The 15520-nt window shown below is 70.2% G+C and carries 14 protein-coding genes; 7 read left to right on the forward strand and 7 right to left on the reverse strand.

Annotation, left to right across the window (positions count from 1 at the left end; translation table 11 throughout):
- Positions 1-94: 94 nt before the first annotated feature.
- The 4 genes from Acor_RS02870 to Acor_RS02885 form a co-directional block, all read right to left on the reverse strand.
- Positions 95-1078 (reverse strand): DUF3800 domain-containing protein, encoded by a 984-nt coding sequence (locus tag Acor_RS02870; RefSeq protein WP_170316761.1) that lies wholly within the window; start codon positions 1076-1078, stop codon positions 95-97.
- 108 nt (positions 1079-1186) lie between these two features.
- Positions 1187-2551 (reverse strand): bifunctional RNase H/acid phosphatase, encoded by a 1365-nt coding sequence (locus Acor_RS02875; RefSeq protein WP_246238372.1) that lies wholly within the window; start codon positions 2549-2551, stop codon positions 1187-1189.
- Positions 2548-3288, reverse strand: coding sequence for a zinc ribbon domain-containing protein (locus Acor_RS02880; protein ID WP_155334913.1), 741 nt, complete (start codon positions 3286-3288; stop codon positions 2548-2550). The genes Acor_RS02875 and Acor_RS02880 overlap by 4 nt, the downstream gene beginning before the upstream one ends.
- 2 nt (positions 3289-3290) lie before the next feature.
- Positions 3291-4121 (reverse strand): Nif3-like dinuclear metal center hexameric protein, encoded by an 831-nt coding sequence (locus Acor_RS02885; RefSeq protein ID WP_246238373.1) that lies wholly within the window; start codon positions 4119-4121, stop codon positions 3291-3293.
- 78 nt (positions 4122-4199) lie between these two features.
- On the opposite strand from Acor_RS02885, the gene Acor_RS02890 reads away from it, so the two are divergent.
- Genes Acor_RS02890 through menC form a run of 5 tightly spaced genes read left to right on the forward strand, consistent with a single transcriptional unit; the run spans position 4200 to position 9760 of the window.
- A complete protein-coding gene (locus Acor_RS02890) occupies positions 4200-5633 on the forward strand; it encodes a flavin-containing monooxygenase (RefSeq protein ID WP_155334914.1) in 1434 nt (477 codons plus the stop codon).
- Between the two features lie 33 nt (positions 5634-5666).
- Positions 5667-6704 carry a dipeptidase gene (locus tag Acor_RS02895; protein WP_155334915.1) on the forward strand — a complete coding sequence of 346 codons (1038 nt, stop codon included), beginning with the start codon at positions 5667-5669 and terminating at the stop codon, positions 6702-6704.
- On the forward strand, positions 6701-7828 hold the full coding sequence (locus Acor_RS02900; RefSeq protein ID WP_246238374.1) for a M20/M25/M40 family metallo-hydrolase: 1128 nt from the start codon (positions 6701-6703) through the stop codon (positions 7826-7828). The genes Acor_RS02895 and Acor_RS02900 overlap by 4 nt, the downstream gene beginning before the upstream one ends.
- A complete protein-coding gene (locus Acor_RS02905) occupies positions 7825-8646 on the forward strand; it encodes a GNAT family N-acetyltransferase (protein ID WP_155334916.1) in 822 nt (273 codons plus the stop codon). The genes Acor_RS02900 and Acor_RS02905 overlap by 4 nt, the downstream gene beginning before the upstream one ends.
- 10 nt (positions 8647-8656) lie before the next feature.
- A complete protein-coding gene (menC, locus tag Acor_RS02910) occupies positions 8657-9760 on the forward strand; it encodes an o-succinylbenzoate synthase (protein WP_155334917.1) in 1104 nt (367 codons plus the stop codon).
- Here menC and Acor_RS02915 read toward each other — a convergent pair.
- From Acor_RS02915 to Acor_RS02925, 3 genes are read right to left on the reverse strand one after another with little or no spacing between them, the layout of a single operon-like run.
- The gene (locus tag Acor_RS02915; protein ID WP_155334918.1) at positions 9737-11197 is read right to left on the reverse strand and encodes an AMP-binding protein; all 1461 of its coding nucleotides are present in this window, start codon (positions 11195-11197) and stop codon (positions 9737-9739) included. The two genes, menC and Acor_RS02915, sit on opposite strands and share 24 nt — an antisense overlap.
- Positions 11197-12180, reverse strand: coding sequence for an acyl-CoA dehydrogenase family protein (locus tag Acor_RS02920; protein WP_155334919.1), 984 nt, complete (start codon positions 12178-12180; stop codon positions 11197-11199). The genes Acor_RS02915 and Acor_RS02920 overlap by 1 nt, the downstream gene beginning before the upstream one ends.
- A complete protein-coding gene (locus Acor_RS02925; RefSeq protein WP_155334920.1) occupies positions 12177-13322 on the reverse strand; it encodes an acyl-CoA dehydrogenase family protein in 1146 nt (381 codons plus the stop codon). The genes Acor_RS02920 and Acor_RS02925 overlap by 4 nt, the downstream gene beginning before the upstream one ends.
- Before the next feature lie 137 nt (positions 13323-13459).
- Between Acor_RS02925 and Acor_RS02930 the strand changes: the two genes are divergently transcribed.
- Together Acor_RS02930 and Acor_RS02935 are read left to right on the forward strand one after the other, a co-directional pair.
- A complete protein-coding gene (locus tag Acor_RS02930; RefSeq protein WP_246238375.1) occupies positions 13460-14803 on the forward strand; it encodes a sensor histidine kinase in 1344 nt (447 codons plus the stop codon).
- A gap of 30 nt (positions 14804-14833) precedes the next feature.
- Positions 14834-15415 carry a TetR/AcrR family transcriptional regulator gene (locus tag Acor_RS02935; protein WP_155334921.1) on the forward strand — a complete coding sequence of 194 codons (582 nt, stop codon included), beginning with the start codon at positions 14834-14836 and terminating at the stop codon, positions 15413-15415.
- The last annotated feature ends 105 nt before the right edge of the window (positions 15416-15520 follow it).

A 15520-nucleotide genomic window follows, 5' to 3' on the forward strand; every position in this document is an offset into this window, starting at 1 on the left:
AGTGCTATCAGCCCAGTAGGGCGGTCGGGACCACGCTGCTCTGGACAAGGCGAATCACCAGCAAGGATGGCCGGAATCGCTCGAGACGCGCGTATCAGTCGGCCAGGCCCAGCAGGGTGCGGGTTCGGGGGTCTCCCCAGATTGAGGTGGTGGCCACGTAGGGCTGGAGCATTCGGGTGAGTTCTGGGTCGCCTTGGTTGTGGAGTTCGTCTTGGGTGATTTTCCGGGCTATGCCGGCGAGGTAGTCGGCGACTTGGACGCGGGGGTCGGTGCGGGAGTCGACGAGGCGCATGGCGATCAGGCGGAGGCCTGAGGGGCGTGGGGGTTTGTCGAAGATCTGTTTGAGGGCGGTGATGCGGTCTTCGGTGAGTGCGGTTTGTTCGTCGTGGATGAGAGAGATGAGTTTTCCGCCCTGACCCCAGTGAGATATCGCGTGGACGATGGCGGGGATCAGGGGGTTCAGCGAAAGTGGGCTGGGGTTGCCGGGGGTTCGCGAGAGGAGGGCTTCCACCTGGGGGCGGGCTTGGCGGAGTTGGTGCATGATCTTGGATGGGCCGGTGGGTGGGGTGGTGCCGGCCAGGGTGTCGAGGAGATCGAAGAACTCGTCGGGGAGTGTTCTGCCGCGCTGTAGGTCGTTGAATGAGGTAAGGAACGCGAGCCATTGGTCGTGGCCGAAGGCTGATTCACCGTCGCGGTACAGGGTTTCGGCTATCAGCTGGCTTGGCGCGTTGAGTAATTCGCCGACCTTGATCAAGGCGAGATACTTCTTCTCCGTCAGATGTACGTTGGCGTGTCCATGGATGGGTCCTGACGGGCCGAGCAGCCAGCGGAGGACCGGGCGATGTTTCTCCCGGAGGAGATGGTTCGCCTTGTACTCCTGAGCCGGGGAGCCTATTCGGTACCGCGTTTCCTGGACGCAAGCCTCAGCGGATTCCATGGTCAGACCGACGCTCGCGTGCGCGAACACGTCGGTGTTTCCGCCGATGAGCTTCTCGCCCTCCGAGCCCGACTCGTCGCAGGCGATCTCGATGAGGCGCTCGCCTGAGGCCTGCACCGCTGCGCTGGCTCGTTCGCGCACGTTTCCGCCCGGAGGTCGTGCTCGCGCCGATGGAGGTGGCCGATCAGCGCCCTGTCGCGTTCGACCCTAGTCGTCGTTCCGCGCTCGAACGGAGGCCGCCCGGTCTTTCTAGCTCAGGTGGGCTGTGTCGTTGAAGGCGCGCAGCACGGCCGGGCCGTCCTCGTAGTAGTCGATGATCGACAGGCAGGCGAGGTCGAGATGCATGCGGTAGAGCGCCTCCGGCGGGGCGTTCAGCGCGTACCGGACGAGCAGTTTGATCGGCGTCACGTGGGACACCATCAGGACCGTTTTGCCCTGGTAGTCGGCCAAGATGCGGTCCCGGGCCCGCTGCACTCGTTGTCCCGCGTCGGCGAAGCTCTCGCCGCCCGGCGGGGCGACGGCGGGATCGGCGAGCCAGGCGGCCAGGTCATCCGGCCAGCGTTCCTGGATCTCGGCGAACGTCATTCCTTCCCAGGTGCCGAAATCGGCTTCCCTGAGACCTTTGTCCACACGGACCGGCAGCCCGACCCGGGCCCCGACCGCTTCGGCCGTCTGCCGCGCCCGGGTCAGCGGCGAACTCACGATCGCGTCGATCCGGTACGGCTCCCGCGCCAACCGCATCGCGGCCGCCTCCGCCTGCGCCTCCCCCGTGGGCGTGAGCGAAGGATCACCCAGCCCGGAGAAGCGCTTCTCCACCGACAGCGGCGTCTGCCCATGCCTCAGCAGCAGCAACGACGTCGCCACCCGCGACGCCTTCCCCCAGCCGAGCCCACTCCGCCCCGCCGGCCGGCTGGCGTCCCCGACCCAACCGTCACCCGACGCGGCCGCACCATTCGTCTGAGTCCGGACACCCGCGGAACGGGAACGATCATTATCCGACTCGGCTCCCGCCGAACGACCGCGGGTTGAAGCCGAGGTCGATGGGCCGGAGCTCCCTGCCTGACCGCCGGTTGAAGCCGAAGCCGATCGCCCAGTGCCACCTGACGGACCCGAACCCCCAGGGCTGAAAGTCGTCGAGTGGGACACGGTCGTGCTGACCGAGCTCCCGCCGGACGACAGCGTCGTGGACTGCCACGTCTCCCCCCGGGCCGCCGCGTCCATGGCCTCGTTCGCGAGGCGGTCGGCGTAGCTGTTGCGTTCGCGGGGGATCCACTTCCAGGTGACGCGGAGGCGGCGGGCCAGGCCCTGGGCTTCGAGGGCGAGTGGCCGCAGCCCCTCGTTCTTGATCTTCCAGCGGCCGGCCATCTGCTCGATGACGAGCTTGGAGTCCATCCGGGCCTCGACCGTACGCCCCTCGCCGCCGAGGTCGAGCACGGCCGACAGCGCGGCGATGAGCCCCCGATACTCGGCCACGTTGTTGGTCGCGATCCCGATCGACTCGGCCGCCTCGGCGACGACGTCACCGGCCGCGTTGCGCACCACGGCGCCGTACCCGGCGGGGCCGGGGTTGCCCCGGGAGCCTCCGTCGGCTTCGCAGATGTAGTCGGCGGTCACAGTCCAGACTCGGGGGTGCGGACGAGGATGCGGCGGCATTCCTCGCAGCGGACGACCTCGTCGGGCGCGGCGATCCTGATCTGGTTGAGGTCGGCGATGGACATGGTGGTGCGGCAGCCCTGGCATCGTCCGCCCTGGAGCATGGCGGCGCCGACGCCGGAGGCCTCGCGCAGCTTCTCGTAGAGGGCGAGCAGGTCGCCGGGGATCTCGGTGGCGAGGGCGGTGCGGCGGTCGCGGACCTCGCCGGCCTCCTTGTCGATGTCGGCGAAGGCCTCGTCGCGGCGGGCTTCGGCGACCGAGAGGGTGCCGGTGAGTTCCTCGCGTTCTGCGCGCAGGTCGGCCGTCTTGGTGTCGGCGGCCTCGCGGCGTTCCATGATCTCCAGCACGACCTCTTCCAGGTCGCCCTGGCGCCGGTGCAGTGAGGTGATCTCGGACTGCAGGCTGGCCAGGTCCTTGGGTGAGGAGACCTGGCCGGAGTCGAGGCGTTTGCGGTCGCGTTCGGCGCGCTGCCGGACCGCGTCCACGTCGGATTCGGCCTTGGCCTGGTCGCGGGCGAGGTCGGTGGCCTCGGTCTCGGCGGTGATGATCTGGGTGACGATCTGGGCGAGCTTCTTGGACTGTTCTTCGATGCCGGCAAGTTCGGGGAGCGTGCGGCGGCGGTGCCGGAGCCGATCCAGAGCCGCATCGCGCTCAGCCAGGTCGAGGAGACGCTTCTGTGCTTCCGGTGCAGCCTTCATCCCTATCCTCGCTGTGCTGTTGTGGTCCAGGCGTCCGTGACCGTGTCGGAGACGCGCGCCTCAACACTAATACCCTTCGCCGCCAGGCCGGACGCCAGCCGCTCGGCCGCTTCGGCCAGCCACGGCCACTCGGTGGCCCAGTGGGCGGCGTCGATGAGGGCGGGGCCTTCGGCCTCGGCGTACTCGCTGGCGGGGTGGTGCCGGAGGTCGGCGGTCAGGAAGACGTCGACGCCGGCGGCGCGGGCCGTGCCGAGCAGGGAGTCGCCGGCGCCGCCGCTGACGGCGACGACCTTGACCAGGCGGTCCAGGTCGCCGGCGACGCGCAGGCCGGCGGCGGTGCGGGGCAGGCCCTGGGCGGCGAGGGCGGCGAACTTGGCCAGGGTCATGGAGACGGGCAGCACGCCGACCCGGCCGAGCCCGAGGCGCGGGTCGTGCGCCATCGGGCTGAGCGGCCGGTACGGCGGATACAACCCGACGGCACGGGCCAGCGCGTCGGAGACGCCGGGGTCGGCGACGTCGGCGTTGGTGTGCGCGGTGTAGAGGGCGCAGCCAGCCCGGATCAGGCGGTGCACCAGGCGGCCCTTGGGGGTGGTGGCGGCGACCGAGGTGGTGCCCCGCAGGTAGAGCGGGTGGTGGGTGACGATCAGGTCGGCGCCCCAGTCGAGGGCTTCGTCGGCGACCGCGGCCACCGGATCCACCGCGAACAGGATCTTGCGGACCGGCTGGCCGGGATCCCCGCAGACGAGGCCGACCGCGTCCCATGATTCGGCCCACTTCGGGTCGTAGGACTCCTCCAGCGCGTCGATCACTGCCGCCAAGGTCGTCTCAGTCACCCCAGGAGGGTACCGGTCCCTTGGTGTGCGGACGGTCGAAGGTCTACCGTAAGTGGATCCTGACAGGAGGGAGGTCGGATGCGCGTCGCGATCATCGGTGCCGGTTTCGGTGGGTTGTGCATGGCCATCCGGCTGGAGCGGGCGGGCATCCGGGATTACACGATCTTCGAGAAGTCCGGCGGCGTGGGCGGGACCTGGCACGACAACACCTATCCGGGGGCGGGCTGCGACATCCCCTCCCATCTCTACTCCTTCTCCTTCGCCAAGTACGCCGACTGGTCCCGCCGCTACCCGGCCCAGCCGGAGATCCTGGCCTACCTGGACCAGTGCGCCGACCGGTACGGCCTCCGCCCCCACCTGCGCCTGAACACCGAGGTCACCGCCCTGACCTACCAGGACGGGCGCTGGCGGGTGAGCACGGCGGCGAACCCGGAGGGCGAGATCTTCGACGTGGCCGTCTCGGCGGTCGGCCAGCTCAACCGCCCCCGCATACCCGAAATTTCGGGAAAATTTGATGGGCCGAGTTTTCACTCCGCCCGCTGGCAGCACCACGACCTCACCGGCAGGCGCGTCGCCGTCATCGGCGCCGGCTCCTCGGCCGCCCAGCTCATCCCCGAAGTCGCCGCGACCGCCGCGCACGTGGACGTCTTCCTGCGTACCCCCAACTGGGTCCTCCCGAAGGCCGACGCCGAGTTCGGCCCGCTGCTGCGCACCGCGTTCCGGTTCGTGCCGCCACTCCAGCGGGCGTACCGGTCCTGGCTCTACCACTACGCCGAAACCGCCTTCTTCCCCGCGTTCGCCGGAGGCTGGAGTTCCGGCCTGCTCCGCAGCCGCGCCCTCGCCCACCTCAAGGCGGCCGTCCCCGACCCCGAGCTGCGCGGGAAGCTGACCCCGGACTACCCGGTGGGCTGCAAACGCGTCATCATCGACAGCCGCTTCTACCCGGCACTCACCCGCCCCAACGTCTCCGTGATCACCGATGGCATCGACCGCCTGACCGGAACCGGCCTGCGCACCGCGGACGGCGCCGAGCATCCCGCCGACGCGATCGTCTACGCGACCGGCTTCGAGACCACCGGCTTCCTGCTGCCCGTGCGCGTCACCGGCCGCGACGGCCAGGATCTCCACCAGCAGTGGGAGGAGGGCGCGGAGGCGTACCTGGGGATGGCGGTTCCGCACTTCCCCAACCTGTTCCTCCTGTACGGTCCCAACACCAACCTCGGCCACAGCTCCATCGTGTTCATGATCGAATGCCAGACCCGCTACATCATGGGCTGCCTCGGCCTGATCGGATCCCGTGGCCCGATGGAGGTGCGCGCGGAGGCGATGGACCGCTGGCGGCGGGCGCTGGATGAGGCGATGCGCGCGATGGTGTGGCAGGCGGGCTGTGCCAGCTGGTACAAAACAGCGTCCGGCCGGGTGACCAACAACTGGCCGCGACCCATGTCCATGTACCGGCGGATCACCCGCAGACCCGACCCGGCGGCCTACCGATTCGCCCCGGCGGGGTAACGTCCGGTACACGACCCCGGTGAAGGAGCTGAGGTGGCCGCTGACCTGCATCGCGACGCCGTCGTCGCGGACGCGCACAACGACCTGCTGATGGCCGTGTCGGCCCGGCCGCCGGACCAGTGGGCCGCGTTCTTCCGGGAACGCTGGCTGCCCCAGCTGACCGGCGGCGGCGTGGACCTCCAGGTCCTGCCGGTGTTCATCGACGACCAGTACCGCCCGGAGGGTTCGCTCCGGCAGACCCTGCGCATGATCGAGTGCGCGCACACCCTCGCCGAGGGCAATCCCGACGCGGTACGGCTCTGCCTGGACGGCCCCCAGATCGACCGGGCCCTGGCCGACGGCCGGATCGCCCTGGTCCTGGCCCTGGAGAGCATGCCCGGCCTGGACGACAGCGTCGAACTGATCCCCACCCTGCACCGGCTGGGCGTCCGGGTCGCCTCGATCGCCCACTGGGGCCGCACCCCGCTCGCCGACGGCAGCGGCCAGGACGCCACCGGCTCCCGCCTGACCAGCGCGGGCGTCGAGGCGCTGGCGGCCATGGAGCGGCTCGGCATCCTCTTCGACCTCTCCCACCTCGGCGCCTCCGGCGTCGGGCACGTGCTCGAACTGGCCACCCGGCCGGTGCTGGCCACCCACTCCTCCGCCCGCGCCCTCCGCGACCACCACCGCAACCTCACCGACGACCAGCTCCGCGGCGTGGCCGCGACCGGCGGCGTCGTCTGCGTGAACTTCCTGGCCGCCTTCCTCACCGAGGACGCGGCGAGCGTCACCATCGACCATCTGGTGGACCACATCGAGCACGTCGTCGCCGTCGCCGGCATCGACCACGTCGGCCTGGGCCCGGACTTCATCCGCGAGGTCATGGCCGACCTCACTCCCCCGTGCTGCGAGGCCTACTCCTTCTCCGGCCTGGACGTGCTGGCCGCCATCCCCGACCTGGACGGGCCGCTCGGCCTGCCGCTGGTGACCGAGGCGCTGGCCAAGCACGGCTTCGCCGAGGAGGAGATCCGCAAGATCGTCGGCGGTAACCTGCACCGGCTGTTCCAGGCCGAACTCGGGGTGGGCCGGTGACGGGTGGGCCGGTGGATCTCGCCGCGATGCTCGCCGACCTGGCCGAACTGGTCTGCTGCGAGTCCTTCTCCAGCGACCACGAGGCGCTGGCCCGCAGCGCGAAGACGGTCGCGGCGGTCGGCCGCCGCTCGCTCGGCGTCGAGCCGGAGACCCTGGTCATCGACGGCGTCCCGCACCTGCGCTGGGTGTTCGGCGAGCCGAGGGTGCTGCTGCTCGGCCACCATGACACCGTCTGGCCGACCGGGACGATCCACCAGATTCCGTGGAGCGTGACCGACGGCGTCGCCCGCGGCCCCGGCGTCTTCGACATGAAGGCCGGGCTGGTCCAGATCTTCCACGCGCTGGCCGCGCTGCCCTCCCCCGAGGGTGTCGCCGTGCTGGTCGTGGGCGACGAGGAGCTCGGCTCCCCCACCTCGCAGCCGCTGATCGAGGACACCGCCCGCGGCCTGGCCGCCACCTTCGTGACCGAGGCCGGCGGCGAGAACGGCGCGCTCAAGGTCGCCCGCAAGGGCATCTCCCGGTATGAACTGGTCGTCCACGGCCGGGCCGCGCACGCCGGCCTGGAACCGGAGAAGGGCGTCAACGCCGGCGTCGAGCTGGCCCACCAGATCCTGGCCATCACCGAGATCGCCAGCGCGGTCGAGTCGTCCTCGGAGGCGGGCCTGCTGTCCGTGACGCCGACCCTGGCCGCCGCCGGGACCAGCACGAACACCATCCCGGCCGTGGCCAGGGTGGCGGTGGACGTGCGGGTGCCCGACGTGGCCTCGCAGCGGCGGGTGGACGAGCTGATGCGCGCGCTCACCCCGAAGATCCCCGGCACCCGCCTGGAAGTCGTGGGCGGCCCGAACCGGCCCCCGTTCGACCAGGCGGCCTCGATGGACCTGTTCGCGCTGGCGGTCCGCCTGGCCGATGAGCTCGGCCTGCCGCCGCTGGCGGGCATCTCGGTGGGCGGCGGCTCGGACGGCAACTTCACCGCCAGCGTGGGCTGCCCCACCCTGGACGGCCTGGGCGCGGTCGGGGGCGGCGCGCACGCCGCCGACGAGCACGTCCTGGTGGACCGTCTGCCGGAGCGGGTCCGGCTGCTGACGGCGCTGATCGAATCGGTACGGGAAGGCTCGCGATGACCCCCTCAGAACTCGCCTTCCGCACCGCCGTCGCGGCGGCCGAGCAGGCCGGGGTGGAGATCCGCGAGCTGGAGGAGATCCCCGACCTGGAGCGCGTCTTCCACCTGTACTACGACATCTGGCATCCCGACCCGCTGAACGCCCCGGTCAGCGTCGAGATGATGCGTGCCTTCTCGCACACCGGCAACTACGTCACGGGCGCCTACGACGGGGATCTGCTGGTCGGCGCGTCCGTCGCGTTCCGGGCCGCGCCGCCGGCCGAGCGGCTGCACTCGCACGTCACCGGCGCGGTCAAGAAGGGCGCGGGGTTCGCGCTCAAGCTGCACCAGCGGGCCTGGGCGCTCGCCGCCGGTTTCCACCAGGTGACCTGGACGTTCGATCCGCTGCTGCGCCGGAACGCGTACTTCAACCTGGCCAAGCTGGGCGCGATGCCGTACGAGTACCTGTACGACTTCTACGGCGCGATGCCGGACGAGGTCAACGCCGGGGACGAGTCGGACCGGGTGCTGGTGTGCTGGAGGCTTTATGATCCGCATGTGGCCGAGGCGGCGGCCGGACGGCCGTACCGGCCAGAGGTGCCGGCGGACGCGGAGCCGGGGCTGATCGACGAGCAGGGCCGGCCGGTGGTCCGGCGGACGACCAGCCAGGTGGTGCTGGTGCAGCTGCCGGAGGACATCGAGGCGATCAGGCGGGCCGATCCCGGGCTGGCCAAGGCTTGGCGGCAGGCGTTGCGTGAGGTGCTGGCGGGGCTGATGGACGGGGAGTCCGCGCTGGTCAAAGGGTTCGCGCGTGGGGGATACGTAGTGGAGCGACCATGAAGATCAGACCATGAAGATCACCGGGGTGGAGCTGCGGCGGATCGCGATGCCGCTGGTGGCGCCGTTCCGCACGTCGTTCGGGACCGAGCACGCCCGCGAGGTGCTGCTGGTCCGGGTGGTCACGCCGGAGGCGGAGGGCTGGGCCGAGTGCGTGGCGATGGCCGAGCCGCTCTACTCCTCGGAGTACGCGGACGGCGCGGCCGACGTGATGCGCAGGTTCATGGTGCCGGCGCTGACCGCCAGGCCGCACGTGGACGCGTACGCGGTGGGCCGGGTGCTGGAGCCGATCAAGGGCCACCGGATGGCCAAGGCCGCGCTGGAGACCGCCGTCCTGGACGCCCAGCTGCGGGCGGCCGGGGAGTCGTTCGCGACGTTCCTGGGCGCGTCGGCGGACCGGGTGCCGTGCGGCGTCTCGGTCGGGATCATGGACTCGATCCCGGAGCTGCTCGGCGTGGTGGACGGCTACCTGGCCGAGGGCTACCGGCGGATCAAGCTGAAGATCGAGCCGGGCTGGGACGTGGAGCCGGTCCGGGCGGTCCGGGAGCGGTTCGGCGACATTCTGCTCCAGGTGGACGCGAACGCGGCCTACTCGCTGCTGGACGCGCCGCAGCTGGCCAAGCTGGACGCGTTCGGGCTGCTGCTGATCGAGCAGCCGCTGGCCGACGACGACCTGGTGCAGCACGCCGCGCTGGCCAAGCGGCTGACGACGCCGATCTGCCTGGACGAGTCGATCGAGTCGGCCGCGCACGCCGCCGCCGCGATCTCGCTGGGCGCGTGCTCGATCGTGAACATCAAGCCGGGCCGGGTCGGCGGCTACCTGGAGGCGCGCCGGATCCACGACCTGTGCCGGGCGCACGGGATCGCGGTGTGGTGCGGCGGCATGCTGGAGACCGGCATCGGCCGGGCCGCCAACCTGGCGCTGGCCGCGCTGCCCGGTTTCACCCTGCCGGGGGACACTTCCGCCTCGCGGCGCTACTACGCCACGGACATCACGCCGCCGTTCGAGCTGCGGGACGGGCATCTGGACGTGCCGACCGGGCCCGGCATCGGGGTGGAGCCGCTCGGGCACGTGCTGGACGCGATCACCACCTCAGTGGAGTGGCTGCCGAGCTAGGTAGTCGGCTTTCACCTTCGAGCGGGACAGCTTGCCGGTCGGGGTTCTGGGCAGTTCGTCGCGGAACTCGATGGCGCGAGGGTGCTTGAAGCGGGCCAGCCGGGGCCGCAGGTGTTCGAGGAGTTCGTCGGCGGTGACATCGCGGGAGCGCAGGACGAGGGCGACGGCGCGGTGTCCCCATTCCTCGTCGGGTACGCCGATGACGGCGACGTCGGCGACGGCGGGGTGTTCCAGCAGGGCGGCTTCGATCTCGGCGGGGTAGATGTTCACGCCGCCGGAGATGATCAGGTCGGTTCTGCGGTCGCAGATGAAGAGGTAGCCGTCCTCGTCCAGGTAGGCGATGTCGCCGGGGGCGTACCAGTCGTCGCGCATGCTGGCGGCGGTCTTGGCGGGGTCCTTGCGGTAGCGGAAGGTGCTCATGGCGGACTTGACGTAGACCAGGCCGGGGGCGCCGGGTGGGAGTTCGGCGCCGTTCTCGTCGAGGATGCGGGCCTCGAAGGTGGGGACCGGGCGGCCGACGGTGCCGGGTCTGGCCAGCCACTCGGCGGGTTTGACGGCGAAGGCGATGGCCGATTCGGTGGAGCCGTAGTACTCGTACAGGACCGGGCCCCACCAGTCCATGATCCCCTTCTTGACGGCGATCGGGCAGGCGGCGCCGGTGTGGATCACCTGCCGCAGGCTGGACAGGTCGTAATTTTTCCGGGTATCGGCGGGTAGTTGGAGCATGCGGTGGAACATGGTGGGGACCATGAGCGCGTTGTCCACCCGATAGCGGTCGATCAGTTCCAGGATGGTGATCGGCTCGAACCGGGGGGCGATGACGATGGTGTGGCCCATGTTCAGGGCGAAGATCACGTGGGCGCAGGGGGCCGAGTGGTACATGGGTGAGGTCACCAGGTGCACCGCGTCGCCCGGTTTGAGGTCGCACACCTCGCCGAGGAACCAGGCGTAGAGCGGCATGGTCTCTTCGGGGGCGTTGCCGGACAGCGGGCGCTGGACCCCCTTCGGGAACCCCGTCGTGCCCGATGTGTACCACATGACCACCCCGTTGGAGCGATCGTCCGGATTTTTCGCGACCTGGGCGTCGGCTAGCGCGGACACCTCCCCGGGGCTGGAGGCGACGATCTTGGCGTCGCAGTCGGCCACGATGTAGTCGATCTCGGGGACCGTGAGGTGCCAGTTGATCGGGACGTAGTACATCCCGATCTGGCCGGTCGCCAGCAGCATGGTCACCGCGTCGATCCCGTTCGGCAGCACTCCGGCGACCACGTCGCCGACCCCCAGGCCGCGGGCTCGCAGGCCGTGCGAGACCGCGTTCACCCGGGCCAGCAGGGCGCCGTACGAGGTCTCGGAGCCGTCCGCGTCGACCACCGCCGGGCGTTCCGGGTGGGCCTGGGCGATGGCGTAGAAGCTGGGCGTCGCGTCGAAATCGAACATCACAACTCCAGGAGGTCGGCCAGCTTGGCTCGGTGGATCCGGGACGGCCCGAGCAGCACTTCGTCGCTCTTGGCACGCTTGTAGTAGATGTGCGCGTCATGTTCCCAGGTGAAACCGATGCCGCCGTGCAGCAGCAGGCTGTCCTTGGCGGCCTGGAAGCAGGCCCTGCCGAGGTACGCCTGAGAGAGCGCGGCGGCGGTGGGCAGCTCGTCCGGGGCTTCGTCGGCGGTCCAGGCGGCGTACCTGACGATGGACTCGGCCTGTTCCAGGGCGCAGTGCAGGTCGGCCAGTTTGTGCTTGACGCCCTGGTAGGAGCCGATGGCCCGGCCGAAGGCGACCCGCACCTTGCCGTACTCGACGATCGCGGCCAGCGCGGCCCGGATCACGCCGAGCTGCTCGGCGGCGAGCGCCACCGCGATGAGGTCCAGCGCCCGCGCGGGCAGCGCGCCGAGCGCGACCGCGGGCTCGCCACCGAAACTGATCCGGGCCTGTGACCTGGTGATGTCCAGGGCGTCGACCGGGCTGACCGTGCCCTGGGCGGTGAACACCCCCTCGGCGGTGATGACCAGGACGAGGTCGGCTTCCGCGCCGTTGAGGAAGAGCGCCTCGCCGGTGAGGGTACCGTCGGTTGCGGTGATCCCGCCGCCCCAGAGGGGACCGACCGTGGCGGGGACGCCGGAGGCGATGGCGGTCAGATGTTCCTTCTCGCCCAGTTCGCGGAGGACGATCGCAGCGAACACGGTCGACAGGAAGGGTCCCGGCAGCAGGGCCGCGCCCGCTTCCTCCAGGACCACGGCCAGGTCCGCGTAGCCGGCCCCGGAGCCGCCGCAGTCCTCGGGGACGATCAGCCCGCCGAGGCCGAGTTCGCCGTTGAGCCGTTCGTAGACGGCCTGGACGTACCCGTCCCGAGGGCTCACCGTCGAGAGGAATGCCTTGGCCACGGAGCCGAGTTCGCGCTGTTCATCGGAGAGTAGGAGGTTCACGAGTTCACCTTCAGGTCCTTGAACGGCACGTTCTTGTCCACCCGGGGCTCCGGCGGCAGGTTGAGCACCCGGTCGCCGATGATGTTGCGCATGATCTCGTTGGTGCCGCCGCCCAGCGACATGGCCGGGGCCAGCGCGATCGCGTCCGCCAGCGGATGGCCGTCGGCCACCGCCTCCGGACCGATCAGCGAAACCGCCAAATCTGCGCTGAAGGTGGTGAGCTCGGCCAGCAGCAGCTTGGCCGCGCTGCCCCGCGCCCCCGGGAAGATCCCCGCCTTGGTCTCCTGGGACAGCCGCTGGTTGAACAGGGCGAGCGCGCGGGAGCGCAGGTAGAGCTCGACCAGCTGGTCACGGACGAGCGGGTCACCGGTGTCCACGGCCGAGCTGAGCGCCTCGAAGCTGGTCGGGTTGTCGCGCTGGCCGCTCATCCCCACGCCACTGGAGATGGACAGGCGCTCGTGCAGCAGCGTGGTGACCGCCACGCTCCAGCCCTCGTCCACCGCGCCGACCCGGTTCTCGTCCGGGATGTGCACGTCGTCGAAGAAGATCTCGTTGAAGTGCGCCCGGCCGGTCATGTCCCGCAGCGGCCGTACGGTCACCCCCGGGCCGCGCATGTCGACCACGAACATGGTCAGCCCCTTGTGCTTGGGCGCGTCCGCGTTCGTACGGGTGAGCAGCAGCCCCCGGTCGGCGTGCTGGGCCACGCTCGTCCACACCTTCTGCCCGTTGACCAGCCAGCCGCCCTCGACCTGCTCGGCCCTGGTCTGCAACCCGGCCACGTCGGAACCCGCGCCCGGCTCGGAGAAGAGCTGGCACCAGATCTCCTCCCCCCGGAGCAGCTTCCGGAGGAACCGCCCTTTCTGCTCGGGGGTACCCCGATCCAGCAGGGTCGGCCCGCACATCCCGAGCCCGATCGAGAACACGTACGTGGGCAGGGAGAAGTCGCGGGCCGCCGCCGCGAACGCCCGCTCCTCGGCCTGGGTGAGGCCCTGCCCGCCCCACTCGGCCGGCCAGGTGATCCCCGAATACCCGGCGTCGTGCAGCCGGGCCATGAACGTCTTGGCGGCGTCGACGCCGTCGGCCGCGGGAGTGTTCCCCGCCAGCCAGGCCCGCGCCGCGGACCGGTATTCGGCAAGATCCATTTCCACTCCAATCAGTGCTTACTTACTCTAACCAGCGCCAGAGCATTGCTCTAGGCGGCACGTTTGCCCATTTTTGACTCTCGGGAGTGTCCATCCCGCCACGACGTGTGATCACCTGGATGCTCGGGGGGAATCGGTTGAGCACATGGCACAGCTGGTCGGTAAGGACCCGGCTGACACTGATCGCCTGCGCCGTGATGGCGCTGATCTGCTGTGCCGTCAGCGTCAGCGCGCTCATCGGCGTGCGCGATCTCGCGTACAACTACAACACCAACCGGGTGGTCCGGGCCGTGCTGAAGACCGTGCACCTGGTCAAGCGGGATACGATTTACGGCGTCATCCCGGACCAGGACGTCACCGGCATCCAGGTCATCAGACCCGACGGATCGGTGGCCGCCTCCACCGCCAACCTCTACGGCAAGCCGCCGATGGCGGTCTTCCTGCCCGACGAGTCCATCGTCCGGGCCGACCAGCTGGTCTGCGACAGCCCCGACTTCCCCGACAGCTGCATGATCGTGGTCGCGTTCCGGGTCTACCAGCCCGACGGCGACTGGATCATCTACGCCGCCGACCCCACCGTGCCCTGGTATGTGGATCCGCAGTTACTGGCCGCCCTCATCGGCGGCACCCTGCTGGTGCTCACCATCACCGGCTACGGCGCGTCCTGGACGATCGGCCGCGCCCTCTCCTCCGTGGACGCGATCAGCGCGGAACTCGCCAGCATCACCGCCTCCGACCTCGGCCACCGGGTGCCGGTCCCCAAGTTCCGGGACGAGGTACGGCGGATGGCCGAGACCGTCAACGGGACACTCGACCGGCTGGAACAGGCCGTCGAGCAGCAGCGGCGGTTCGCCTCCGACGCCTCGCACGACCTGCGCAGCCCGCTCACCGCGATGCGCGCCGAGGTGGAGGGCGCGCTGCTGCACCCGGAGGACGCCGACTGGCCGTCCACCGGCGAGGCCCTGCTGGGCAGCCTGGACCGGCTCCAGGCGCTGGTCACCGACCTGCTCCAGGTGGCCAGGCTGGACGCGCGGGCGCCGGGCCGCACCGACCCGATCGACCTGGGGCGGCTGGCCGACACCGAGGCGAACCGGCGCCGGCGCCGGGTGAACGTGCTCACCAGCCTGCAACCCCGCGTGATCGTCCGCGGCGACCGGCTCAGGCTGGCCCGCCTGATCACCAACCTGATCGACAACGCCGAGCGGCACGCCGCCTCCGAGATCTCGATCCGCGTGTCGGACTCCGACGACACCGCCGTGCTGGAGGTGGTCGACGACGGAGCCGGCATCGCGCCGGACAAACGCGATCTGGTGTTCCAGCGGTTCACCCGGCTGGACGCCGCCCGCAGCCGCGACTCCGGCGGCACCGGCCTCGGCCTGGCCATCGCCCGGCAGATCGCCGAGACCCACCACGGCACCCTGACCATCGAGGACAGCAATCGCGGCGCTCGATTCGTGTTGCGAATCCCCATCGCACGCTAGGGTTTTGATGTGGGACGGGGAATTAGCCGCATGCGCCGGGAGGACCTGCTCCGCGTGGCGTGCGAGGTGATCGCGGCACAGGGCTTCGGGCACACGCGCACGGTCGACATCGCGCAGGCGGCCGGCGTGAGCCAGGCGCTGCTCTTCTACCACTTCGAGACCAAGGACAAACTGTTCGCCCAGGCCTTCGGCTACGCCGCGGAACGCGACCTGGACAATCTGACCGCCCTGCTGGACTCGGCCGGCGGCCCGATGGACAAACTCCGGGCCATGCTCAAGCTCTACTCCCCCACCGGCAAGTCCAAATCCTGGGCGCTCTGGATCGACGCCTGGTCGGAGTCGATGCGCAACCCGGCCCTGGAGGACGTGTCCCGGGCGCTGGACCTGCGCTGGAAGGACGCGCTGGCGTCGATCCTGCGGGCGGGGGCGGACGAGGGCGTCTTCAAGTGCCCCGACCCGGAGGGCGCGGCCTGGCGGCTGATGTCCCTGATCGACGGCCTGACCGTTCAGGTCACCGTGCACCGCCGAATGATCACCCGTACCCGCCTCTTCGAACTGGTAAGAGCCGCCGCCGCCACCGAGCTGGGCCTGGAACCCGACCAATTGCTTTGATTCGGCCCGCTCCTAATTACCGCGATTCTTCAAATCTTTCTGCGGAATTACGCCGTCTGCCACAATAGAAACAAATCGCATCAGTCACCTCCCCGGGCAGGCAGC

Origin of the sequence: Acrocarpospora corrugata (assembly GCF_009687845.1) — a bacterium.
GTDB classification, from domain to species: Bacteria; Actinomycetota; Actinomycetes; order Streptosporangiales; family Streptosporangiaceae; genus Acrocarpospora; species Acrocarpospora corrugata.